The organism is Zhihengliuella sp. ISTPL4 (genome assembly GCF_002848265.1).
GTDB lineage: Bacteria > Actinomycetota > Actinomycetes > Actinomycetales > Microbacteriaceae > Microbacterium.
This window is the reverse complement of record NZ_CP025422.1, coordinates 3,279,011-3,301,808: the sequence shown is the minus strand read 5'-3', so window position 1 is coordinate 3,301,808 and position 22,798 is coordinate 3,279,011. Positions and strand designations below refer to the sequence as shown.

Below are 22,798 nucleotides of genomic sequence, written 5' to 3'. Positions count from 1 at the left end.
CTCAGACGGCGGAAGCGGCGGAACGCAGCCCGCGAGCGGCCAGGGCGGCGGCGATGCGGTCGGTGATCTCCTCGAGGGAGCCCACGCCGTCGATGCGGTCGACGATGCCGCGACTGCTGTACACCTCGATGATCGGTGCTGTCTCGTTCTCGTAGATGTCGAGTCGATGCGCGATGGCCTCGTCGGTGTCGTCGGAACGGCCCTGCTCGGCGGCGCGGAGGGTCAGGCGAGCGATGCTCTCCTCGCGCGGCACGTCGAGGAGGATGACCGCGTCCAGCGCTTCTCCCCGGCCCTCGAGGAACGCGTCCAGGTGCGTCACCTGGGCCGTGTTGCGCGGGTAGCCGTCGAGGAGGAAGCCGTTCTTCGCGTCGTCCTGGCTCAGCCGGTCGCGCACGATCTCACTCGTCAGCTCGTCCGGCACCAGGTCGCCCTTGTCGAGGATCGCCGTGACCTGCTGGCCCAGCGCCGTCCCCTCCTTGATGTTCGCGCGGAACATGTCGCCGGTCGAGACCACGGGGATGCCGTAGGACTCGGCGATGCGCACACCCTGCGTGCCCTTGCCGGAACCCTGCGGGCCGACGATGAGAAGACGTGCGGATGCTGTCATCGGAGAAGTCCTTCGTAGTGTCGCTGCTGCAGCTGGGCATCGATCTGCTTGACCGTCTCGAGACCCACGCCGACGATGATGAGGATCGACGCGCCACCGAACGGGAAGTTCTGGTTGGCGCCGACCGTGGCGAGGGCGATCAACGGGATGAGGGCGATCAGACCCAGGTAGAGGGAACCGGGGAGCGTGATGCGGGTGAGCACGTAGTCCAGGTACTCCGCGGTCGGACGGCCGGCCCGGATCCCGGGGATGAAGCCGCCGTACTTCTTCATGTTGTCGGCGACCTCGACCGGGTTGAACGTGATCGCGACGTAGAAGTAGGTGAACCCGATGATCAGCAGGAAGTACGCCGCCATGTAGATCGGGCTGTTGCCGGTGGTGAAGTTCGCGCTGATCCAGCTGACCCACGCGGGCGGAGTGGAGCCGTCCTGGGGAGTGTTGAACTGGGCGATGAGCGCGGGGATGTACAGCAACGACGAGGCGAAGATGACCGGGATCACACCCGCCATGTTGACCTTGATCGGGATGTACGTGTTGGTGCCGCCGTAGGTGCGACGGCCCACCATGCGCTTCGCATACTGCACGGGGATGCGCCGCTGGGACTGCTCGACGAAGACGACGAGTCCCATCACGATGATGCCGACGAGCAGCACGAGGAGGAAGACCTCGAAGCCGCGGGTCTGCCAGATGATCGACATCGCGCCGGGGAACGTCGCGGCGATCGACGTGAAGATCAGCAGGGACATGCCGTTGCCGATGCCGCGCTCGGTGACGAGCTCCGCGAACCACATGATCAGACCGGTGCCGGCCGTCATCGCCATGATGATGAGCACCTGCGCCCACCAGACATCGTTCGTGAGCAGCTGCGTGCACGCGCCGATGTCGGTCGTGCCGAAGAGCTGGCCGGTGCGGGCCACGGTGACGAGCGTCGTCGACTGCAAAAGCGCGAGGGCGATCGTGAGGTAGCGCGTGTACTGGGTCAGCTTCGCCTGTCCGGCCTGGCCTTCCTTGTGCAGCGCCTCGAAATGCGGGATGACGACGCGCAGGAGCTGCGTGATGATCGTCGCCGTGATGTACGGCATGACACCGAGCGCGAAGATCGACAGCTGCAGCAGTGCGCCGCCGGAGAAGAGGTTGACGAGTCCGAGCAGACCCTCGGTGCCGGCATTAGCGGCGAGACACTGCTCCACGTTCGGGAAGTTGACGAACGGCGCGGGGACGTTCGAGCCGAGACGGTAGATCGCGATGATCGCGAGAGTGAAACCGATCTTCCGACGCAGGTCGGGCGTGCGGAAGATCCGCGCGATGGCGCTAAACAAGAACGTTCCTCCTGAAAAGGTGGCCGAACCCTCGAGGGGCGGCTGAAACACCAGGGTAACCCACTCCGAGGTCTGGGGAATGCGAGCGGTCGGCTTCTCCCCCGCCGAACCAGAAGAGGGGCCGGAGAATCTCCGACCCCTCTTCCGCAGTGGTTACTTGACGGATCCGCCCGCAGCCACGATCTTCTGCTCGGCGGAACCCGAGACCTTGTCGACCGCGACGGTGAGCTTCACGGCGATGTCGCCGTTGCCGAGAACCTTGACCTTCTCGTTCTTGCGAACCGCACCCTTGGCGACCAGGTCGCTCACGGTGACGTCGCCACCCTGGGGGTAGAGCTCCGCGAGCTTCTCCAGGTTCACGACCTGGTACTCGACGCGGAACGGGTTCTTGAAGCCGCGCAGCTTCGGCGTGCGCATGTGCAGCGGCATCTGGCCACCCTCGAAGCCGACGCGCACGGTGTTGCGGGCCTTGGTGCCCTTCGTGCCGCGACCGGCCGTCTTGCCCTTCGAGCCCTCACCGCGACCGACACGGGTCTTCGCGGTGTTGGCGCCGGGGACCGGACGCAGGTGGTGGACCTTCAGCACGCCGGGGCGGGACGCCGGGGCGTCCTTCTTCGGCGCAGCCTTGGCGGAGCCGTCGGCCTTGGCGTCAGCGGCAGCGGTCTTGGCCGGTGCCTTCTTCGCGGCGGGCTTCTTGGCGGCGTCGGCCTTGGGGGCCGCCGCCTTCTTCGTGGCCTTCTCGGCCTCGACGGCCTCGTTCTTCTCAGCCATTAGTCGATCTCCTCAACCTTGACGAGGTGGGCGACGGTCTTGACGTAGCCGCGCGTCTGCGCGTCGTCGGGGCGGACGGTGGTGTCACCGATCCGCTTGAGACCGAGGCTGCGCAGCGTGTCGCGCTGGTTCTGCTTCTCGCTCACCTTGGACTTGATCTGCGTGACCTTGAGTCGCGCGGCCATCAGGCACCTACCTTCTGTGCGGCGATGGCCTCGGCCTCGGCGCGGACGAGCCGGGCCGGGGCGACCTGGTCGAACTCGAGACCACGACGTGCGGCGACGGCGCGGGGCTCCTCGAGCTCCTTCAGGGCGGTGACCGTCGCGTGCACGATGTTGATCGTGTTCGACGAGCCGAGCGACTTGGACAGCACGTCGTGGATACCGGCGCACTCGAGCACGGCGCGGACCGGACCACCGGCGATGACACCGGTACCGGCGGCGGCGGGGCGCAGGAGCACCACACCGGCGGCCGACTCACCCTGCACGGGGTGCGGGATGGTGCTGCCGACGCGCGGAACGCGGAAGAAGTTGCGCTTGGCCTCTTCGACACCCTTCGAGATCGCCAGGGGGACCTCACGGGCCTTGCCGTAGCCGACGCCCACCAGACCGTTGCCGTCGCCGACGACCACGAGAGCGGTGAAGCTGAAGCGACGACCACCCTTCACGACCTTCGAGACGCGGTTGATGGTGACGACGCGCTCCAGGAACTGGTTGTCGCCGCGGTCGCGCGAGTTGCGGTCGCGGCCGCCCTGGTTGCGGTCACGTCCGCCGCGGCGGCCGTCCCGCTGGTCGCGAGTGGGCTCAGCCTGCGCGGTGCCGGCGGCCGTCTCGGAAGTGGCAGCAGCCGCTTCGGTCACTTCGTTCTCCTTGTTGTCACTCACAGTGCCAGACCCCCTTCACGGGCGCCGTCGGCGATGGCGGCGACACGACCCGCGTAGCGGTTACCGCCACGGTCGAACACTGCCTCGGAAACGCCTGCGGCCTTCGCACGCTCGGCGAGGAGCTCGCCGACCTTGCGGGCCTTGGCGGTCTTGTCGCCATCCAGCGAACGCAGGTCGGTCTCGAGCGTCGAGGCCGAGGCGACCGTGTGGCCCTTGCTGTCGTCGACGAGCTGCACGAAGACGTGACGCGCCGAACGGTTGACGACGAGGCGCGGACGCACCTCGGTGCCCACGATCTTCTTGCGAAGACGGGCGTGACGACGCGCGCGGGCGTCGGACTTCGACTTCACAGCCATGGTTACTTACCAGCCTTTCCGGCCTTGCGACGCACGACCTCGCCGGCGTAGCGCACACCCTTGCCCTTGTACGGCTCGGGCTTGCGGATCTTGCGGATGTTCGCAGCCGCCTCGCCGACGGCCTGCTTGTCGATCCCGCTGACGGTGAGCTTGTTCGTGCCCTCGACCGTGAGCGTGATGCCGGCGGGCGGGTCGACCAGGACCGGGTGCGAGAAGCCGAGGGCGAACTCGACCGAGTTGCCCTTCTGCTGCACGCGGTAACCGGTGCCGACGACCTCGAGACCCTTGGTGTAGCCCTGGGTCACGCCGATGATGTTGTTGTTGATGAGCGTGCGGGTCAGGCCGTGAAGCGACCGGGACTCGCGCTCGTCGTCGGGGCGGGTGACGAGAACCTGGTTCTCCTCGACCGACACCTCGATGGGGCTGGCCACCGTGAGGGTGAGCTCACCCTTGGGGCCCTTCACCGCGACCTCACGGCCGTCGACCGAAACGGTCACGCCCGCGGGAACGTCGATGGGAAGTCGTCCAATACGCGACATTTCGGATTACCACACGTAGGCGAGAACTTCTCCGCCCACGCCCTTCTGCTCAGCCTGGCGGTCCGTGAGGAGACCGGAGGAGGTGGACAGGATGGCCACGCCGAGGCCGCCGAGGACCGTGGGGATCTCGGTCGACTTCGCGTACACACGGAGGCCGGGCTTCGACACGCGCTTGATGCCCGCGATCGAGCGCTCGCGGTTCGGGCCGTACTTCAGCGTCAGCGTGAGGTTCTTGCCCACGCGCGCGTCGGAGGTCTCCCAACCGGCGATGTAGCCCTCCTGCTGGAGGATCTCTGCGATGTGCGTCTTGAGCTTGCTCGACGGCAGCGTCACGGTGTCGTGGTGCGCCGAGTTCGCGTTGCGCAGACGGGTCAGCATGTCTGCGACCGGGTCTGTCATTGTCATTGTTGTCTACTTTCGATCATGAGGTTCCGGCTGCCGTTACACGACAGACGGCCTGCGATGAGCACGCAATCTTCAATTGTACGTGCACATCGACGGGCTCAGTGACACGAGACCACTGAGCCCGTCGAAGGGTCACGCCTGGGCGTCGTCCGCGCGGAACGGGAAGCCGAGGTGACGGAGCAGCGCCCGGCCCTCGTCGTCCGTCTTCGCCGAGGTCACGACGGTGATGTCGAAACCACGGACGCGGTCGATCTTGTCCTGATCGATCTCGTGGAACACGCTCTGCTCCTGGAGACCGAAGGTGTAGTTGCCGTTGCCGTCGAACTGCTTGGCCGACAGACCGCGGAAGTCGCGGATGCGGGGCAGTGCGAGCGAGACCAGGCGGTCCACGAACTCCCACGCACGGTCGCCACGGAGGGTGACGTGCGCACCGATGGCCTGGCCCTCACGCAGCTTGAACTGCGCGATGGACTTGCGGGCCTTGGTGACGATCGGCTTCTGGCCGGTGATCTTGGTGAGGTCGTCGACCGCACCATCGATCACCTTGCTGTCGCGAGCAGCCTCGCCGACACCGGTGTTCACGACGACCTTGACCAGGCCGGGGATCTGCATGACGTTCTCGTAGCCGAACTCGTCCTGCAGAGCCTTCTTGATCTCGGCGTTGTACTTCGCCTTCAGGCGGGGCTGGATCTTGCCAGCCACCGCAGCGTCGGTCGTTGCCATCAGAGGTCCTTACCGCTCTTCTTCGCGAAGCGCACGCGGACGGTGCGCTTCACGCCGTCCTTGGTCTGCTCCTCGACCCGGTGGCCGACCTTGGTCGGCTTCTTGGTCGAGGGGTCGACGAGTGCGACGTTCGAGATGTGGATGGGCGCCTCGACGGTCTCGAGGCCACCCGTCTTCGTGCCACGCTGCGTCTGACCGACGCGCGTGTGCTTGGTGACGTAGTTGACGCCTTCGACGACGACACGGTTCTGCTCGACGAGGACGTCGAGGACCTTGCCCTGCTTGCCGCGGTCGCCACCACGCTCGGGCTTGGCGCCCGAGATGACCTGAACCAGGTCGCCCTTCTTGATCTTCGCCATGATCAGATGACCTCCGGTGCCAGCGAGACGATCTTCATGAACTTCTTGTCGCGAAGCTCACGGCCGACCGGCCCGAAGATACGGGTGCCGCGGGGCTCCCCGTCGTTCTTCAGGATGACGGCGGCGTTCTCGTCGAACTTGATGTAGGAGCCGTCGGGACGACGGGTCTCCTTCTTGGTGCGGACGATGACCGCCTTGACGACGTCGCCCTTCTTGACGTTGCCACCGGGGATCGCGTCCTTGACGGTCGCGACGATGGTGTCGCCCAGACCGGCGTACCGGCGGCGCGAGCCACCGAGGACGCGGATCGTGAGCAGCTCCTTGGCGCCGGTGTTGTCGGCGACCTTGAGACGGGACTCCTGCTGAATCACTTGGCCTTCTCCAGAATCTCCACCAGACGCCAGCGCTTGGTGGCGCTCAGCGGGCGGGTCTCGTTGATCAGGACCAGGTCGCCGATGCCGGCGGAGTTCGCCTCATCGTGCGCCTTGACCTTCGACGTGCGGCGGATGACCTTGCCGTAAAGCGGGTGCTTCACGCGGTCCTCGACCTCGACGACGATCGTCTTGTCCATCTTGTCGCTGACGACATAGCCACGACGGGCCTTGCGGTACCCGCGGGCGTCGGCGTCGCGCACGTCGTGAGCGGCGTGCTCAGCCTCGACGGCGGCTTCCTTCTTGGTGGCCATCACTCAGCCTCTTCCTTCGGGGCGTCCTCGGCGGCGTCCGCCTTCTTCGCCTTCGACTTGGTCGCCTTCTTCGCGGGAGCCTCGACCGGAGCGGGCGTCGCACGGATGCCCAGCTCGCGCTCGCGGATCACCGTGTAGAGGCGCGCGATGTCGCGCTTGACGGCGCGGATGCGGCCGTGGCTCTCCAGCTGGCCGGTGGCCGACTGGAAACGGAGGTTGAACAGCTCCTCCTTGGCCTTGCGCAGCTCCTCAACGAGGCGCTGGTCTTCGAACGTGTCGAGCTCTGCCGGAGCGAGCTCCTTGGTGCCGATCGCCATTACGCGTCGCCCTCCTCGCGCTTGATGATGCGTGCCTTGAGCGGCAGCTTGTGGATTGCACGGGTCAGTGCCTCGCGAGCGAGCTGCTCGTCGACACCCGCGACCTCGAAGAGGACGCGGCCCGGCTTGACGTTGGCGACCCACCACTCGGGGGAACCCTTACCGGAACCCATGCGGGTCTCGGCCGGCTTCTTCGTGAGCGGACGGTCCGGGTAGATGTTGATCCACACCTTGCCGCCACGCTTGATGTGACGGGTCATCGCGATACGAGCGGACTCGATCTGACGGTTCGTCACGTACGCGGGGGTGAGGGCCTGGATGCCGAACTCGCCGAAGGAGACCTTCGTGCCGCCGGTGGCCTGACCCGAGCGCCCCGGGTGGTGCTGCTTGCGGTACTTGACCTTACGGGGGATGAGCATTATGCCGACGCTCCTTCTGCAACAGGTGCCTCGTTGCGCGGGGCACGGCGGCGGTCACCACGGTCGTCACGGCGCGACTTCGGCGCGTTGGCCTGCTCGCGCGCGAGCTCCTTGGCGGTGAGGTCGCCCTTGTAGATCCACACCTTCACGCCGATGCGGCCGAAGGTGGTCTTGGCCTCGTAGAAGCCGTAGTCGATGTTCGCGCGCAGCGTGTGCAGCGGCACACGACCCTCGCGGTAGAACTCCGACCGGCTCATCTCGGCGCCGCCGAGACGGCCCGAGACCTGGATGCGGATGCCCTTGGCGCCGGCGCGCTGCGCGCCCTGCAGACCCTTGCGCATCGCGCGACGGAACGCCACGCGAGCCGAGAGCTGCTCGGCGATGCCCTGGGCGACCAGCTGAGCGTCGGCCTCGGGGTTCTTGACCTCGAGGATGTTCAGCTGGATCTGCTTGCCCGTGAGCTTCTCGAGGTCGCCGCGGATGCGCTCGGCCTCTGCGCCACGACGACCGATCACGATGCCCGGGCGGGCGGTGTGGATGTCGACGCGGACGCGGTCACGGGTGCGCTCGATCTCGATGTTCGAGACGCCGGCACGGTCGAGCTGCGTCTGCAGCAGGCGACGGATCTTGATGTCCTCGGCCACGTAGTCGGCGTAACGCTGACCCGGCTTCGTCGAGTCGGAGAACCAGCGCGACACGTGGTCCGTGGTGATGCCGAGGCGGAAGCCGTACGGGTTGACCTTCTGTCCCATTACTTGCTCGCCTTCTTGTTGCTGTCGCCGGCCGCGGCAGGAGCCGCCTCCGGCGTCGAGAGCACGACCGTGATGTGGCTCGTGCGCTTCTTGATCTGGAAAGCGCGACCCTGTGCACGGGGCTGGAAACGCTTGAGCGTCGTGCCCTCGTCCACGTACGCGTTCTTCACGTACAGGTCCTGCTCGTCGAGGTACTCGCCGTCACGATCCGCCTTGACCTGCGCGTTGGCCATGGCCGACGCGACAAGCTTGTAGATCGGCTCACTGGCGGACTGCTGAGCGAACTTCAGGATCGCCAGAGCCTCCTGGGCCTGCTTGCCCTTGATGAGCGCGACGACACGACGAGCCTTCTGAGGGGTCACGCGGATGTGTCGCACGCGTGCGATGGACTCCACCATTTCTCTCTCCTCTATCGCCGCCGCGTCAGCGGCGACGGCCCTTCTTGTCGTCCTTCTCGTGGCCGCGGAAGGTGCGGGTGGGCGCGAACTCGCCCAGCTTGTGGCCGACCATGGTCTCGGAGACAAACACGGGGATGTGCTTGCGACCGTCGTGGACCGCGATCGTGTGACCCAGCATGGCCGGGATGATCATGGACCGGCGGGACCAGGTCTTGATGACGTTCTTCGTGCCGGCTTCGTTCTGCACGACCACCTTGCGAAGCAGGTGCTCGTCGACGAAGGGGCCCTTCTTGAGACTGCGAGGCATCTTCTCTTACTCCTACTTGCGCTTCTTGCCGGCGTTGCGACGACGCACGATGTACTTGTCGCTTTCCTTGTTGGCGTGGCGGGTGCGGCCCTCGGCCTGACCCCACGGGGAGACGGGGTGACGTCCACCGGACGTCTTGCCCTCACCACCACCGTGCGGGTGGTCGACCGGGTTCATCGCGACACCGCGGACGGTCGGGCGGACGCCCTTCCAGCGCATGCGGCCGGCCTTGCCCCAGTTGATGTTCGACTGCTCGGCGTTGCCGACCTCGCCGATGGTCGCGCGGCAGCGCGCATCGACGTTGCGGATCTCACCGGAGGGCAGACGCAGCTGGGCGTAGGGGCCGTCCTTGGCGACGAGGCGGACCGACGCACCGGCCGAGCGCGCCATCTTCGCGCCGCCGCCGGGGCGGAGCTCGATGGCGTGGATGACGGTACCCGTGGGGATGTTCTTCAGCGGGAGGTTGTTTCCCGGCTTGATGTCCGCCGCGGGGCCCGACTCGACGATGTCGCCCTGCTTCAGCTTCGCCGGCGCGAGGATGTAGCGCTTCTCGCCGTCGAAGTAGTGCAGCAGCGCGATGCGCGCGGTGCGGTTGGGGTCGTACTCGATGTGCGCGACCTTGGCGTTCACGCCGTCCTTGTCATTGCGACGGAAGTCGATGACGCGGTACTGGCGCTTGTGGCCACCACCGATGTGACGGGTCGTGATGCGGCCCTGGTTGTTGCGACCACCGGTCTTCGAGATCGGGCGCAGCAGCGACTTCTCCGGCGTCGATCGGGTGATCTCGGCGAAGTCAGCCACCGACGAGCCGCGACGGCCCGGGGTCGTGGGCTTGTACTTGCGAATAGCCATGATTGTCCTTATCCCCCGGATCAGCCGATTGCCGTGAAGATGTCGATGGTGCCCGACTTCAGGCTCACGATGGCGCGCTTGGTGTCCTTGCGCTTACCGGTGCCGAAGCGGGTGCGACGGGCCTTGCCGACGCGGTTGATCGTGTTGACGGACGCGACCTTGACGCCGAAGATCTTCTCGATGGCGAGCTTGATCTCGGTCTTCGAAGCGCGCGGGTCGACGAGGAAGGTGTACTTGCCCTCGTCGATCAGGCCGTAGCTCTTCTCGGACACGACCGGCTTCAGGATGATGTCGCGCGGGTCCTTGTTCAGGGCCGTCTGGAGAACAGATGCCTGCTCGCTCATGCGGAGACCTCCTGGTTGGCGCCGGACTTGGAGGCGATGAAGCCCTCGAGCGCGGCCTGGGTGAAGACGATGTCGTCGGAGACGAGCACGTCGTAGGCGTTGAGCTGGTCGAACGTCAGCACGTGGACGTGGCCGAGGTTGCGGATGCTCTTGAGCGCGAGCTCGTCGCCGCGCTCGATGACCACGAGGACGTTCTTCGACGTGGCGACCTGGGCGAGGAAGCCCGCGGCGGCCTTGGTCGACGGCGCGCCGTCGGTGCCGAAGGTGTCGATCGCGTGCAGACGGTCACCGCGGAAGCGGTCGCTGAGCGCGCCCAGCAGGGCGGCCGCGATCATCTTCTTGGGGGTGCGCTGCGAGTAGTCGCGCGGCTTCGGGCCGTGCACGATGCCACCACCGGTCATGTGCGGCGCGCGGATCGAGCCCTGACGGGCGTTACCCGTGCCCTTCTGCTTGAAGGGCTTGCGGCCGGCACCCGAGACCTCGCCACGACGCTTGGTCGAGTGCGTGCCCTGGCGAGCCGCCGCGAGCTGCGCGACGACGACCTGGTGGATGAGCGGGATGTTCGTCTTGACGTCGAACAGCGCGGCGGGAAGCTCGACCGAGCCTGCCTTCTTGCCGTCTGCCTTGAGGACGTCGAGCGCGAGAGTGGAGTCAGCCATGATCAGGCACCCTTCACTGCGTTGCGGACGTAGACGATGCGGCCGCGAGCACCGGGGACGGCGCCCTTGACGAGCATGAGTCCCTTCTCGATGTCGATGGCGTGCACCGTGAGGTTGAGGACGGTCACGCGCTCGCCACCCATACGGCCGGCCATGCGCATGCCCTTGAAGACGCGGCTCGGGGTCGACGATGCGCCGATGGAGCCGGGCTTGCGGTGGTTGCGGTGCGCACCGTGCGATGCCGAGACGCCCTTGAAGTTGTGGCGCTTCATGACACCGGCGGTGCCCTTGCCCTTGCTCGTGCCGACGACGTCGACGAGCTGGCCGGCCTCGAACGTGCCGTCCACCGTGAGCTCCTGGCCCAGGGTGTAGTCGGCGGCGTCGGCCGTGCGGACCTCGGTCACGTGGCGACGCGGCGTGACGCCGGCAGCCTCGAAGTGAGCCGAGAGGGGCTTGTTCACCTTGCGCGGGTCGATCTGGCCGTACGCGATCTGCACGGCGTTGTAGCCGTCCTTCTCGGGGGTACGGATCTGGGTGACCACGTTCGGCGCGAGCTCGATGACGGTGACGGGAACGAGCTTGCCGTTCTCGTTCCAGACCTGGGTCATGCCGAGCTTGGTGCCGAGCATGCCCTTGGAAACCTTGGAGTTGATGTCAGCCATGTCGAACCTCAGAGCTTGATCTCGATGTTGACGTCGGCCGGCAGGTCGAGACGCATCAGCGAGTCGACGGCCTTGGGCGTCGGGTCGACGATGTCGATCAGGCGCTTGTGGGTGCGCATCTCGAAGTGCTCGCGGCTGTCCTTGTACTTGTGGGGCGACCGGATGACGCACACGACGTTCTTCTCGGTCGGAAGGGGCACGGGTCCGACGACGGTCGCGCCCGCACGGGTCACGGTGTCGACGATCTTGCGTGCGGACGTGTCGATGACCTCGTGGTCATACGACTTCAGGCGAATGCGGATCTTCTGTCCCGCCATTGTCTGCTCTCTCTCTTTAAGCGTCTTACCGTCCGGGACCGGGTGGCCCTGGGGCATTGGACGCACGTCGGCGCTGTTCGCGCCTCGGCACTCGTCTTCTCGGGCCCTCGACCTCGCGGTCGGGAGCCTGTCGAAGAGGCTGCACCACTGTTCTGCTGTCAGCCGTGCACCCGGAGGTGACGGATGCCCGACCCCCGCCGCGCACGGCAGTGCCCTCGATGATGAAGGTGTCGGGATTGTGTTCTGCTGCCCGCGGCCTAGAACCCTGCAGCCTCCCGGGGGAGACGCCGTCTATGCACTGCCCTGGCAGTGATCCGGCGCACGCGCAGCGGCGACGGAATATCGAACCTGTCTATTCTGCCACGGCGGATTTCACTTCCGCAAACCCGGGCGTGTCGCGCTCACCGGACTCCCAGCGAACCCCTCCCTGCGGGCGCTCAGCCCGCAGAGGAGCGCGGGGCGAGGCATCCCCATGCCTCGCCCCGCTTGGGGAGGGCGTTCGGCGCGAGGGGGCACACCGAACGCGAGGAATCCAGCGTGAAGGGACGCCGGACGCCTCGACCGAGGGCACGGCGGAAGACCCGCCGCGCAGGCGGGGAGACGCTCAGGCGCACGGAGTGCGCGCGTCGCACGATGATCCCCAAGATCGCTTTCCCCAGTGTGAACGCGGATGAACCGCGTGATTCGAGAGCCGAACCCCTTCGGCGCCCCCAACCGCAAGATCCCCAGGCGGTCGAGTCGATCCTACTCGATGTCTCTGTGAACGCGCCACATCCGAGGGCGCGGCGCCGCGGTCCACCCCGGGACGCGGAAGAGCGACGGCCCCGTCAACCGGGACCGCCGCTCTCCACGCAGAACCGCGCTCTATTCGTTGCCGACGGCCTTGTCCGCGCTCTCGCGGATCTCGTCGATCTTGTCCGCCGCGCCGGGCGCGATCTTCTTGGCGAAGTCGGCGACGCCGTCCAGCACCTTGTCGCTGATGTCCTCGGCCTGCTCGCTCTTCACCGCTTCGGCGAGCTTGTCCTTGTTCTGCTCGTACAGGTCCCTGCCCTTGTTGACGGCGTCATCGATACCCATGGGAATCCCCTTCGGAGGTGTGTGCGTCCGGCGATCGATCCGAACCCCCTCATTGTGCCGCGAGCCGGGGCCGGAGGGAACCCTCCCGCCCTGACATCGACAAAGGGGCCGAGCCCGAAGGCCCGACCCCTTTGCGAGGAAGCAGATGCTTACTTGATGATCTTCGTCACCGTACCGGCGCCGACCGTACGACCACCCTCACGGATGGCGAAGCCGAGGCCCTCCTCCATGGCGATCGGCTGGATCAGCTCGACCGTCATGTCGGTGGTGTCGCCGGGCATGACCATCTCGGTGCCCTCGGGCAGCGTGATGACGCCGGTGACGTCCGTGGTGCGGAAGTAGAACTGCGGACGGTAGTTCGTGTAGAAGGGGTTGTGGCGGCCACCCTCGTCCTTGGACAGGATGTAGGCCGTGCCCTCGAAGTCGGTGTGCGGCGTGACCGAACCCGGCTTCACGATGACCTGGCCGCGCTCCACGTCCTCGCGCTTGGTGCCGCGGAGGAGCAGACCACAGTTCTCGCCGGCCCAGGCCTCGTCGAGCTGCTTGTGGAACATCTCGATACCGGTGACGGTCGTCTTCTGCGTCGGGCGCAGACCCACGATCTCGACCTCGGAGTTGATGGCCAGGGTGCCACGCTCGGCGCGACCCGTGACGACGGTGCCACGACCGGTGATCGTGAAGACGTCCTCGACGGGCATGAGGAACGGCTTGTCACGGTCACGCTCCGGGTCCGGAACGCTGTCGTCGACAGCCTGCATGAGCTCGAGGATCGCGTCGACCCACTTCTCGTCGCCCTCGAGGGCCTTGAGAGCGGAGACGCGCACGACGGGAGCGTTGTCGCCGTCGAAGCCCTGGCTCGAGAGCAGCTCGCGGACCTCGAGCTCGACGAGCTCCAGGATCTCCTCGTCGTCGACCGCGTCGGACTTGTTCAGCGCGACGAGCAGGTAGGGGACGCCGACCTGCTTGGCGAGCAGCACGTGCTCGCGCGTCTGCGCCATCGGGCCGTCGGTGGCCGCGACGACGAGGATCGCGCCGTCCATCTGCGCCGCACCCGTGATCATGTTCTTGACGTAGTCGGCGTGGCCGGGGGCGTCAACGTGGGCGTAGTGGCGCTTCGGGGTCTCGTACTCGATGTGCGAGATGTTGATCGTGATACCGCGCTGGCGCTCTTCCGGCGCCGAGTCGATGGAAGCGAAGTCACGCTGCACGTTCGTGTCGGACGGGTACTTGTCAGCAAGCACCTTCGAGATCGCTGCGGAGAGCGTGGTCTTGCCGTGGTCGACGTGACCGATCGTTCCGATGTTGACGTGCGGCTTGGTCCGCTCGAACTTGGCCTTAGCCACTGGGTCCTCCTCAGGACGTCGTTGTAGAGGTGCCGGGCACTGGTTTGCGACCGGTTCTCTACGGGTTAGGTTCTCAGTTTAGTAGAGAGGGAATGTGAAGTTGTAGGTGACCTGGGAACCCCGGGTGCTTCGACAGGCTCAGCACCCCAGGGTTCCCAGAAGAGCGATTACTCGCCCTTGGCCTTCTGGACGATCTCGTCGGCCACCGCGCGCGGGACCTCGGCGTAGCTGTCGAACTCCATGGAGTAGACGGCACGGCCCGAGGTCTTCGAGCGCAGGTCGCCGATGTAGCCGAACATCTCGGACAGCGGCACCGCGGCGCGCACGACCTTGACGCCGGCGGCGTCCTCCATCGACTGGATCTGGCCACGACGCGAGTTCAGGTCGCCGATGACGTCGCCCATGTACTCCTCCGGAGTACGGACCTCGACGGCCATCAGCGGCTCGAGCAGCACGGGGTTGGCACGGCGAGCGGCCTCCTTGAAGCCCATGGAGCCCGCGATCTTGAACGCCATCTCCGACGAGTCGACGTCGTGCGCCGCACCGTCGACGATGGTCGCCTTGACGCCCACCATCGGGTAGCCCGCGAGGACACCGACGTTCATGGCGTCCTGGAAACCAGCATCGATCGAGCCGATGTACTCGCGCGGGATGCGGCCACCGGTGACCGCGTTCACGAACTCGTACGTCTTCTCCCCATCGAGCTCGAGCGGCTCGATGTTGAACTGGATCTTGGCGAACTGGCCCGATCCACCGGTCTGCTTCTTGTGCGTGTAGTCGTGCTTCTCGACGGCCTTGCGGATCGTCTCGCGGTAGGCCACCTGCGGCTTGCCGACGTTCGCCTCGACGCGGAACTCGCGCTTCATGCGGTCCACGAGGATGTCGAGGTGCAGCTCGCCCATGCCCTTGATGGTCGTCTGACCGGTCTCGGGGTTGAGCTCCGTGCGGAAGGTCGGGTCCTCCTCAGCGAGCTTCTGGATCGCGAGACCCAGCTTCTCCTGGTCGGCCTTGGTCTTCGGCTCGATGGCGACCTCGATCACCGGCTCCGGGAACGTCATCGACTCGAGGACGACCGGCTGCGCGATGTCGGCGAGGGTGTCACCGGTGGTGGTGTCCTTCAGGCCGATGACGGCGTAGATGTTGCCGGCGGTCAGCTTGTCGACCGGGTTCTCCTTGTTGGCGTGCATCTGGAAGATCTTCCCGATGCGCTCCTTCTTGCCCTTGGTCGAGTTGATGACCTGGGCACCCGACTCGAGCTCGCCCGAGTAGACGCGCACGTACGTCAGACGACCGAAGAACGGGTGCACGGCGACCTTGAAGGCCAGGGCCGCGAACGGGTCCTTCGCGTCGGGGTGACGCTCGATGATCTTCTCCTCGTCCTTCGGGTCGTGCGCCTCGATGGCGGGCACGTCCAGCGGGGACGGGAGGTAGTCGACGACGGCGTCCAGCATCGGCTGCACACCGCGGTTCTTGAAGGCGGAGCCGCACAGGACCGGATAGATCTCGCTGGCGACGACCATCTTGCGGATGGCGCCCTTGATCTCCGCGACGGTGAGCTCCTCGCCGCCGAAGAACTTCTCGAGAAGCTCCTCGTCGGTCTCGGCGACCGTCTCCAGCAGCTGCTGGCGGTAGTCCTCGGCCTTGTCCTTGAGGTCGGCCGGGATCTCCTGCACCTCGTAGGAGGCGCCCATGGTCACGTCACCCTTGGCGTCGCCGGGCCACACCAGCGCGCGCATCTCGACGAGGTCGATGACGCCGACGAAGTCGTTCTCGGCACCGATCGGGAGCTGCAGCACCAGCGGCTTGGCGCCGAGGCGGTTGATGATCGTGTCGACCGTGAAGTAGAAGTCCGCGCCGAGCTTGTCCATCTTGTTGACGAAGCAGATGCGGGGGACGTTGTACTTGTCGGCCTGACGCCACACGGTCTCGGACTGGGGCTCGACGCCCTCCTTGCCGTCGAACACGGCGACCGCACCGTCGAGGACGCGGAGCGAGCGCTCCACCTCGACCGTGAAGTCCACGTGACCGGGGGTGTCGATGATGTTGATCTGGTTCTTGTTCCAGAAGCAGGTCACGGCGGCAGACGTGATCGTGATGCCGCGCTCCTTCTCCTGCTCCATCCAGTCGGTGGTCGAGGCACCGTCGTGCGTCTCGCCGAGCTTGTGGTTGACGCCCGTGTAGAACAGGATGCGCTCGGTCGTCGTGGTCTTGCCGGCATCGATGTGCGCCATGATGCCGATGTTGCGGACCTTGCTCAGGTCCGTGAGCACGTCTTGTGCCACAGGAGTGTCCTTATCTTTTGGAGCAGGTGTACTGCGAAGAGGGGGTGCCGGCCCCTCAGCGAGAGGCCGAGGAGCCGGCGAAGCTGATTACCAGCGGTAGTGAGCGAACGCGCGGTTCGACTCGGCCATCTTGTGGGTGTCCTCGCGGCGCTTGACCGCGGCACCGAGGCCGTTCGACGCGTCCAGGATCTCGTTCTGGAGACGCTCGGTCATCGTCTTCTCGCGACGACCCTTCGCGTAGCTCACGAGCCAGCGCAGCGCGAGGGTGTTCGCACGGTGCGGCTTGACCTCGACCGGAACCTGGTAGGTCGAGCCACCGACGCGGCGGCTGCGGACCTCGAGCGTGGGGCGCACGTTGTCGAGCGCCTTCTTCAGGGTGGCGACGGCGTCCTGACCGTTCTTCGCCTCGACGCCGCGGAGGGCGCCGTAGACGATCGACTCGGCCAGCGACTTCTTGCCGTCGACGAGGATCTTGTTCACCAGCGAGGTGACGATCGGAGCGCCGTAGACCGGGTCGTTGACGACGGGGCGCTTGGGGGCGGGACCCTTACGAGGCATCTAACTCAACCCTTCTTCGCGCCGTAGCGGGAACGAGCCTGCTTACGGTTCTTGACGGCCTGGGTGTCCAGAGCGCCACGGACGATCTTGTAACGCACACCGGGGAGGTCCTTCACACGACCGCCGCGGACGAGCACCAGCGAGTGCTCCTGCAGGTTGTGGCCCTCACCGGGGATGTACGCGGTGACCTCGGTCCCGTTGCGGAGCTTCACACGAGCGACCTTGCGCATCGCCGAGTTCGGCTTCTTCGGGGTGGTGGTGTAGACGCGGGTGCAGACCCCGGCCTGCTGCGGGTTCGACTTGAGCGCGGGCGCCTTGGTCTTCGAGACCTTGGGCGAGCGACCCTTGCGAACCAACTGCTGAATGGTTGGCACGTTCTCTCCTCATAGTGCTGCACGGTGACAGCGTGATGGGTTTCACATCATGACCCACCGGCACGCCGGAACCGACGAGCTTTTGGTGTGATGGGTATGCCGTGGGGGCGGACCGGCGAGGTGCCGACGCCCAGCGCACACGTCAGGACGTGCACACACCTGATCAAGTGTAATGCCGCGTAACCGGACGGTCAAATGACGGCCGGGCCCGTCGGGGCCGCCCGAGTCAGGGGATGTCGGGGTCGAACGGCGAGTCGAGGGACTCCGTCAGCTCGGCGAGAAGCGCTTCGATCTGCGGCTCGACGTGCCGGGACACCGCCGCCTGGATCGTGATCCGGTGCCGGAGCAGGATCCCGCAGATCTCGCGGCCGACGAGGTTCGCATACTCGTCCGCCAGGGCGACCTCCTGCCGCAGCGCGGTCTTGGCCTCGTCGGAGAGCGGGGGCAGCGGCGGCAGCTCGGCCGCCGAGTCGTCGGCGAGGCCGGCGATCGTGAAGAGGAACGGCGCGCCGGGCACCGGCTCCGGATCCAACGGCATGCCTTCGAACTCGGGATCGAGGTCTTCCGTCGGGCGGTAGCTCCGCGCTCGGTTCCGCGCGGCCTGCTGGTCGAGCTCGCGCTGCAGCGTCGGCAGGTTCCGTGCGGTGTAGTCCGCGACCGCGTGGTCGACGATCGTCTTGATGCGCGTCGACAGGCCGTGCTGCACGCCGTGCGGTGTGGTGCCCGCGATGCCTGCCGCGGCGAGGACGGGAGATCCGAGGCAACGTCGGCAGGGAGCGGTACGACCACGGTGGGTCGCCGGCTCCCAGCGCGGCACCCAGCGCAACCAGGCCTCGACGGCCTGGTCGACCTGCGTCTCCAGTGAGCGCTCCACTCCACCAGCGTACGGCGCGTCGCGGCTCACCGCGCGGATTTGCGGGGTGTCACTCCCCCTCGTCGCGCTCCCACGGCCATCGCGGCGCCGCCGACCGGGTCCGGCGGACGGCGATGCCACCCCACGCCGCCACCGCCGCCGCGACGAGGAGCACGAGGCTCGCACCGCCGCGGACGAGGTCGCCGGCGACGGCGGTGGCCACGACCAGGTCGCTCGTCGCCACGAGGACCGCGATCCACAGGGTGGCCAGGTGCACGAGCGCCGTCAGCAGGGCGATGACCGGCGCGGAGCCGAAGGATGCCCGGCCGCGCCGCACCGTCGCCCACAGGACCAGCGCGAACACGACGACGGCCGCGACCATGCCGGACACCCCCGGCACCTGTCCGAGTCCCGGCGCGTCGATGAGGTCGCGATCGGTGGCGACGCTCAGCGCTCCCAGACCGAACACCGCGAGGGCGAAGAACCCGATGGTGGCCATCACCGTCGCGAGGACAGCCGAAACCCCCGCGGACTCGGGCCCGCGGGGGTTCGGCGTGGTGGTGTTCGTGATTACCTCGAGAGGGTCGGACCGGCCTCGAGGGTGCGCTCGTACTCGCGCTGCGCCTCTTCGTTCAGCTCGGTCTTGCGGGCGCCGCTGCGGGCCACCCAGGCGCCGAACCAGATCGTGAGTTCGCGGGCGAAGACGAAGGCTGCGATGGCCAGCGGCGCCAGCAGCTGCTCCCCCGCGAGTTCGAGGCCCTGAGAGGCGGTGAGCTTCCAGAAGGGCGCCTCGAAGAGCTGTCCCAGGATGTGACCGGCGTACGCGATGAGGCCGACGATGATGCCGAACACGACCCAGAGGCCCCACCGCCCGCGGTTGATGATCGCTCCGAGCAGCCAGAATCCGAGGAAGAAGACGACCACCGGGGTCCAGAAGCCCCACGTGAGCAGCGGCGCGACGAGCGCCTCACCGATGTTCTCCCCGTTCACATCGCCGGCGAGGGCTGCGAGGCCGAGCGTGGTGGCGAGGTAGAGCAGCGCGAAGGCGACGGTGGCGAGCAGGCCGATGGCCCCGGCGGTGCCGCGGTTGCCTCGCTCGCGCGGCGGCTCCGGCGCCTGGACGAAGATCGGCTGCGGCTGCGGCTGGGGCTGCTGTGCGGCGGCCGCGCCGTTGGTGAGCGGCTCGGACGGCACGATCCGGGTGTCGGTGTCGTCGGCGTGCGACGCGTAGGCCGCGCCCGCCATCGCCGACTCCTCGTGCGCCGAAGGGGTCGGCGTGTCGTACAGAGAGGTCTCGGGGGTCGCGTAGAGCGAGGTCTCCGGCGTCGCGTCGCGTCGGTCGGCGTCCCGCAGATCCGCGTCACGGCGATCGGCGGTGAAGCGGTCAGCGTCGTTGCGCGAGGGCGTCGGCACGGCGGACCCGAAGGTGCCGGGGTGCTCGCGCTCGGCAGCCTCGAACGCGGCGAGGTCCGGATCGACAGCGGACTCCTGACGCGTCACCGTGGAGTCGGTCGCCGGCTCGGTGCCGGCCGGGGCGGCATCGGCGTCTGCGGCACGGGGATCATCCGCGCGTGAGTCGTCGGCGTGGCCGGAGACATCTCCGCGGGCCGCGGCCGCGGCGTCGAGACCGGCGTTCGCGCTGCCGACGACGTCGTCGACGTCGTTCGACTTCTCGGGCTGACGAGCCTCGGGATCACTCATGGGATGCGCCTCTCATCGGGGATGTGCAGTGTGAGATTACCGCCGCGCGTCCCGGCGCTTCCGGAGGCGTGCCGACGTGTCGCCATACGCGCGCTTCCGCGGGTCGGCGCCGCTCACGGGAAGGTGTTGCGCAGAGCGTCGCCGGCGAACTGCGCGAGGATCGGCACCATCGGCAGTGACAGCCAGACGAGTCCGGCGACGATCCCTGCGCACACGATGCCGGCGAACCAGCTGATCCCGAGGTTCCGTCCCCCCACGCGCGCCATGCTCCCACCGTAGGCCCGAGCCCTCACACCGGTGAGGAGCAACGCCGCGTCTGACCTATCCGAGTCATCGGATCCCGCGGCCCCCGATCCGCCACGACAGCCGGAGGCCGGATGCCGGCACCGTGCAGCACTTCGATCAGCCCTTGGTCGCCCCCGCGGTCAGACCGCCGACGATGTACTTCTGCAGGAAGAGGAAGAGCACCATGACCGGGATCGCGGCCATGACCGCGCCGGCCGAGAAGGCCGACCAGTCGGCGTAGCGGGGGTTCGCCACGAGCTTGGTCAGACCGACGACGAGGGTCTGCTGATCCACGTCGACGAGCATGACGCTCGCGATCACGTACTCGTTCACCGTGCCGATGAAGGAGAGCAGACCGACGACCGCGAGGATCGGGGCGACCAGGCGCAGGATGATCGTGAAGAAGATCCGTGCGTGCCCGGCGCCGTCGATGCGGGCCGCCTCGTCGATCTCCTTGGGGATCGTGTTGAAGAATCCGTACATCAGGTAGGTGTTCACGCCGAGCGCGCCGCCGAGGTAGACGAGGATCAGGCCCGTGTGGGTGTTGAGGCCGATCGCCGGGAACCAGTCCCCCAGCGTCGACATCAGCAGGAAGATCGCGACGACCGCGAGCAGCTGCGGGAACATCTGCACCACGACGATGGTGACGAGCCCGACCCGACGTCCGGCGAAGCGCATGCGCGAGAACGCGTAGGCCGCACACGCTCCGATGAAGACGGTGACCGCTCCGGTCACGACCGCGATGAGCAGGGTGTTCAGGAACCATGTCCCGTACGGGTTCTGGGGATCGCTGAGGATGCGCACGTAGCTGTCGATCCCGATGGCCGAGAAGAGCTGGTTCGACCCGGTGAGCGTGCCCTGCGGGTTGAGCGAGGCCGACACGACATAGAGGAGCGGGAAGAGGGCGAACGCGCTCACCACGATCGCGACGAGGTGACGCCAGCCGGTGTCGGCGAACCAGGCGCCGAACGGACGGCGCGACGGAGCGGTGCGGCGGGCGGTGCGGCGGGCGGTGCGGGTGCTGCGGACGGTGCTCATGTCAGTTCAGCTCCTCGAGGGCCTTGGTCTTGCGGAAGCTGATGATCGAGATCGTCGCGACCACGACGAAGATCAGGATCGTGAAGGCGGAGGCGAGACCGTAGTCGCGCGTCTGTCCCGTGAACGCGACCTTGTAGACCATCGAGATGAGGATGTCGGTGTGGCCGACCGGGATCGACACGTCACTGAAGCGCGGGCCGCCCTTGGTCAGCATGTAGATCAGGTTGAAGTTGTTGAAGTTGAACGCGAACGACGAGATCAGCAGCGGCGCCACGGTCACCAGCAGCAGCGGCAGCTTGATGCGGCGGAAGATCTGCCACGCGTTGGCGCCGTCCATGACGGCGGCCTCGTTGACGTCCTCCGGGATGCCCTGCAGCGCCCCCATGCAGACGAGGAACATGTACGGGAAGCCGAGCCAGAGGTTCACCAGCAGCACGGACACCTTCGCCAGCACCGGGTCGGTGAGCCACGGGATGGCCGCGCCGCCGAAAAGCACCTGGTTGATGAACCCGAAGCTCTCGTTCATCATCCCGGCCCAGACGAGCGCCGAGAGGAACGCCGGGAAGGCATACGGGAGGATCAGGATGATGCGGTAGCCGTTCCGGAATCGCATGCGCGTGTTGTTGAAGACGAGCGCGAGGAGCAGGCCGAGGAAGAACGTCGTCGCGACGGACACGAGTGCGAAGACGAAGGTCCAGATCGTGACGGAGATGAGCGGACCGCGGATGGACTCGTCGGTCACCGCGCGGATGAAGTTGTCGAAGCCGACCGTGGTCTGCCAGCCGGGCAGCAGCTGCGCGCCGTCCTCGGCGGTGAACGCGCCGTCACCCGTGTCGCTGTAGACCGTGCCGGTCGCGGTGTCCGTGATCGTGTCGGCATCGGCGTCGTAGGTCAGCGTCGAGACGTAGAGGTAGCCGTTCTGCCCGTCGGGTGCACGGAGGCTGCCCTCGTTGGGGTCGTCGCTGAACGGGACGGAGAGCTGCTCCAGCTCCTCCGAGAGAGTGAAGACGGTGGCGAGCGGAAGCGTAGTCCACCCGTCCACGGCGACGGCCTTGCCGCCTTCGAACTGCGCGTCGACCTCGGCGAGTGGCTGCTCCGCCGTGCCGAGGAGCGCATCACCGTCCTCGGGATCCGTGACGAGGAAGCCGTAGGTGCCGAACTGCTCGACCACCGTGACCGGATACGTCGGCGAGTCCTCGACGCGCTCCTGCGCGGAGGCGAGCAGCGACGAGATCGCCTGCTCCTTGCTCCCGTTGTGGCCGGTGCCGTAGTTCGTGAAGCCGATGTAGCCCGTGTAGAGCAGCGTGAAGACCTGGAACAGGACCAGGAAGATGATGCCGGGGGTGAGGTACTTCGCCGCGATGCGCTTGCGGGAGAAGTAGATGTAGTTGACGACGACCGTCACCGCGACGACGAGGCCGAGGACGAGCCACTCGCGCTGGACGAGCAGCACGAACACGGCGTAGACCGCGATCGCGTCCACGATCGCCAGCAGCAGGATCTTGAGCAGCATCCACCCGATCGGTCGGGAGGCCGCCTCGGCGATCTTCGCCGCCTGGCGCTGCCGAGGCGTGGGGGGCGCGGTGCGCTCTTCGGTGTCTGTCATGTCGTCC

At 67.0% G+C, this 22,798-nt stretch carries 33 protein-coding genes; all 33 read right to left on the bottom strand.

Features of this window, described 5'->3' with window-relative positions:
• Nucleotide 1 precedes the first annotated feature (1 nt).
• The 33 genes from CYL12_RS15865 to CYL12_RS15710 all read right to left on the bottom strand — a co-directional run bounded on the left by CYL12_RS15865 (nt 2) and on the right by CYL12_RS15710 (nt 22,791).
• Nucleotides 2-607, bottom strand: coding sequence for an adenylate kinase (locus CYL12_RS15865; RefSeq protein WP_101848427.1), 606 nt, complete (start codon nt 605-607; stop codon nt 2-4).
• On the bottom strand, nt 604-1,926 hold the full coding sequence (secY, locus tag CYL12_RS15860) for a preprotein translocase subunit SecY (protein WP_025102391.1): 1,323 nt from the start codon (nt 1,924-1,926) through the stop codon (nt 604-606). Before secY ends, CYL12_RS15865 begins: the two co-directional genes overlap by 4 nt.
• Nucleotides 1,927-2,079: 153 nt before the next feature.
• Nucleotides 2,080-2,697 (bottom strand): 50S ribosomal protein L15, encoded by a 618-nt coding sequence (rplO, locus tag CYL12_RS15855; protein ID WP_082758410.1) that lies wholly within the window; start codon nt 2,695-2,697, stop codon nt 2,080-2,082.
• On the bottom strand, nt 2,697-2,882 hold the full coding sequence (gene rpmD / locus CYL12_RS15850) for a 50S ribosomal protein L30 (protein WP_017201575.1): 186 nt from the start codon (nt 2,880-2,882) through the stop codon (nt 2,697-2,699). Before rpmD ends, rplO begins: the two co-directional genes overlap by 1 nt.
• Complete coding sequence (gene rpsE / locus CYL12_RS15845; RefSeq protein WP_025102393.1) at nt 2,882-3,580, bottom strand: 30S ribosomal protein S5; 699 nt, start codon at nt 3,578-3,580, stop codon at nt 2,882-2,884. Before rpsE ends, rpmD begins: the two co-directional genes overlap by 1 nt.
• Complete coding sequence (gene rplR, locus CYL12_RS15840) at nt 3,577-3,936, bottom strand: 50S ribosomal protein L18 (RefSeq protein WP_025102394.1); 360 nt, start codon at nt 3,934-3,936, stop codon at nt 3,577-3,579. Before rplR ends, rpsE begins: the two co-directional genes overlap by 4 nt.
• A 2-nt stretch (nt 3,937-3,938) precedes the next feature.
• Nucleotides 3,939-4,475 (bottom strand): 50S ribosomal protein L6, encoded by a 537-nt coding sequence (gene rplF, locus CYL12_RS15835; RefSeq protein ID WP_025102395.1) that lies wholly within the window; start codon nt 4,473-4,475, stop codon nt 3,939-3,941.
• Between the two features lie 6 nt (nt 4,476-4,481).
• Nucleotides 4,482-4,880, bottom strand: coding sequence for a 30S ribosomal protein S8 (gene rpsH, locus CYL12_RS15830; RefSeq protein ID WP_025102396.1), 399 nt, complete (start codon nt 4,878-4,880; stop codon nt 4,482-4,484).
• 132 nt (nt 4,881-5,012) lie between these two features.
• Nucleotides 5,013-5,603: a 50S ribosomal protein L5 gene (gene rplE / locus CYL12_RS15825; protein ID WP_025102397.1), complete on the bottom strand. Its 591-nt coding sequence runs from the start codon at nt 5,601-5,603 to the stop codon at nt 5,013-5,015.
• Nucleotides 5,603-5,962: a 50S ribosomal protein L24 gene (rplX, locus tag CYL12_RS15820; RefSeq protein WP_025102398.1), complete on the bottom strand. Its 360-nt coding sequence runs from the start codon at nt 5,960-5,962 to the stop codon at nt 5,603-5,605. The genes rplE and rplX overlap by 1 nt, the downstream gene beginning before the upstream one ends.
• 2 nt (nt 5,963-5,964) lie before the next feature.
• Nucleotides 5,965-6,333, bottom strand: coding sequence for a 50S ribosomal protein L14 (rplN, locus tag CYL12_RS15815; RefSeq protein WP_025102399.1), 369 nt, complete (start codon nt 6,331-6,333; stop codon nt 5,965-5,967).
• Entirely contained in the window at nt 6,330-6,647 is a 318-nt protein-coding gene (rpsQ, locus tag CYL12_RS15810) for a 30S ribosomal protein S17 (RefSeq protein WP_025102400.1), read from the bottom strand. Before rpsQ ends, rplN begins: the two co-directional genes overlap by 4 nt.
• The gene (rpmC, locus tag CYL12_RS17495; RefSeq protein ID WP_025102401.1) at nt 6,647-6,964 is read right to left on the bottom strand and encodes a 50S ribosomal protein L29; all 318 of its coding nucleotides are present in this window, start codon (nt 6,962-6,964) and stop codon (nt 6,647-6,649) included. The genes rpsQ and rpmC overlap by 1 nt, the downstream gene beginning before the upstream one ends.
• A complete protein-coding gene (rplP, locus tag CYL12_RS15800; protein ID WP_025102402.1) occupies nt 6,964-7,383 on the bottom strand; it encodes a 50S ribosomal protein L16 in 420 nt (139 codons plus the stop codon). The genes rpmC and rplP overlap by 1 nt, the downstream gene beginning before the upstream one ends.
• Nucleotides 7,383-8,135: a 30S ribosomal protein S3 gene (gene rpsC / locus CYL12_RS15795; protein WP_025102403.1), complete on the bottom strand. Its 753-nt coding sequence runs from the start codon at nt 8,133-8,135 to the stop codon at nt 7,383-7,385. Before rpsC ends, rplP begins: the two co-directional genes overlap by 1 nt.
• Nucleotides 8,135-8,533 (bottom strand): 50S ribosomal protein L22, encoded by a 399-nt coding sequence (rplV, locus tag CYL12_RS15790; protein ID WP_025102404.1) that lies wholly within the window; start codon nt 8,531-8,533, stop codon nt 8,135-8,137. Before rplV ends, rpsC begins: the two co-directional genes overlap by 1 nt.
• Before the next feature lie 25 nt (nt 8,534-8,558).
• Complete coding sequence (rpsS, locus tag CYL12_RS15785; protein WP_017201589.1) at nt 8,559-8,840, bottom strand: 30S ribosomal protein S19; 282 nt, start codon at nt 8,838-8,840, stop codon at nt 8,559-8,561.
• A gap of 12 nt (nt 8,841-8,852) precedes the next feature.
• A complete protein-coding gene (gene rplB / locus CYL12_RS15780) occupies nt 8,853-9,692 on the bottom strand; it encodes a 50S ribosomal protein L2 (RefSeq protein WP_025102405.1) in 840 nt (279 codons plus the stop codon).
• A 20-nt stretch (nt 9,693-9,712) separates the two neighbouring features.
• Nucleotides 9,713-10,036, bottom strand: coding sequence for a 50S ribosomal protein L23 (rplW, locus tag CYL12_RS15775; protein WP_025102406.1), 324 nt, complete (start codon nt 10,034-10,036; stop codon nt 9,713-9,715).
• Nucleotides 10,033-10,695, bottom strand: coding sequence for a 50S ribosomal protein L4 (gene rplD, locus CYL12_RS15770; protein WP_025102407.1), 663 nt, complete (start codon nt 10,693-10,695; stop codon nt 10,033-10,035). Before rplD ends, rplW begins: the two co-directional genes overlap by 4 nt.
• A gap of 2 nt (nt 10,696-10,697) precedes the next feature.
• The gene (rplC, locus tag CYL12_RS15765; protein ID WP_062632874.1) at nt 10,698-11,357 is read right to left on the bottom strand and encodes a 50S ribosomal protein L3; all 660 of its coding nucleotides are present in this window, start codon (nt 11,355-11,357) and stop codon (nt 10,698-10,700) included.
• Between the two features lie 8 nt (nt 11,358-11,365).
• Entirely contained in the window at nt 11,366-11,674 is a 309-nt protein-coding gene (gene rpsJ / locus CYL12_RS15760; RefSeq protein WP_017201594.1) for a 30S ribosomal protein S10, read from the bottom strand.
• Between the two features lie 864 nt (nt 11,675-12,538).
• Nucleotides 12,539-12,751 carry a hypothetical protein gene (locus CYL12_RS15755; protein WP_101848426.1) on the bottom strand — a complete coding sequence of 71 codons (213 nt, stop codon included), beginning with the start codon at nt 12,749-12,751 and terminating at the stop codon, nt 12,539-12,541.
• Between the two features lie 149 nt (nt 12,752-12,900).
• Nucleotides 12,901-14,094, bottom strand: a complete 1,194-nt coding sequence (gene tuf, locus CYL12_RS15750; RefSeq protein WP_062632876.1) for an elongation factor Tu — start codon at nt 14,092-14,094, stop codon at nt 12,901-12,903.
• A 167-nt stretch (nt 14,095-14,261) separates the two neighbouring features.
• Entirely contained in the window at nt 14,262-16,376 is a 2,115-nt protein-coding gene (gene fusA, locus CYL12_RS15745; protein ID WP_025102411.1) for an elongation factor G, read from the bottom strand.
• A gap of 87 nt (nt 16,377-16,463) precedes the next feature.
• Nucleotides 16,464-16,934 carry a 30S ribosomal protein S7 gene (gene rpsG, locus CYL12_RS15740; protein ID WP_017201608.1) on the bottom strand — a complete coding sequence of 157 codons (471 nt, stop codon included), beginning with the start codon at nt 16,932-16,934 and terminating at the stop codon, nt 16,464-16,466.
• A gap of 5 nt (nt 16,935-16,939) precedes the next feature.
• A complete protein-coding gene (gene rpsL / locus CYL12_RS15735; protein ID WP_013584051.1) occupies nt 16,940-17,308 on the bottom strand; it encodes a 30S ribosomal protein S12 in 369 nt (122 codons plus the stop codon).
• Between the two features lie 226 nt (nt 17,309-17,534).
• Nucleotides 17,535-18,182 (bottom strand): spermidine/putrescine ABC transporter substrate-binding protein, encoded by a 648-nt coding sequence (locus CYL12_RS15730; RefSeq protein ID WP_199399153.1) that lies wholly within the window; start codon nt 18,180-18,182, stop codon nt 17,535-17,537.
• Between the two features lie 49 nt (nt 18,183-18,231).
• The gene (locus CYL12_RS15725) at nt 18,232-18,660 is read right to left on the bottom strand and encodes a hypothetical protein (protein WP_233486775.1); all 429 of its coding nucleotides are present in this window, start codon (nt 18,658-18,660) and stop codon (nt 18,232-18,234) included.
• Nucleotides 18,661-18,731: 71 nt separating this feature from the next.
• Nucleotides 18,732-19,862, bottom strand: coding sequence for an ABC transporter (locus tag CYL12_RS15720; RefSeq protein WP_101848424.1), 1,131 nt, complete (start codon nt 19,860-19,862; stop codon nt 18,732-18,734).
• Nucleotides 19,863-19,975: 113 nt separating this feature from the next.
• Nucleotides 19,976-20,128, bottom strand: a complete 153-nt coding sequence (locus CYL12_RS17360) for a hypothetical protein (RefSeq protein WP_199399152.1) — start codon at nt 20,126-20,128, stop codon at nt 19,976-19,978.
• Between the two features lie 136 nt (nt 20,129-20,264).
• Nucleotides 20,265-21,185, bottom strand: coding sequence for a sugar ABC transporter permease (locus CYL12_RS15715; protein WP_101848423.1), 921 nt, complete (start codon nt 21,183-21,185; stop codon nt 20,265-20,267).
• 1 nt (nt 21,186) lies between these two features.
• The gene (locus CYL12_RS15710) at nt 21,187-22,791 is read right to left on the bottom strand and encodes an ABC transporter permease subunit (RefSeq protein WP_101848422.1); all 1,605 of its coding nucleotides are present in this window, start codon (nt 22,789-22,791) and stop codon (nt 21,187-21,189) included.
• Between the last annotated feature and the right edge of the window lie 7 nt (nt 22,792-22,798).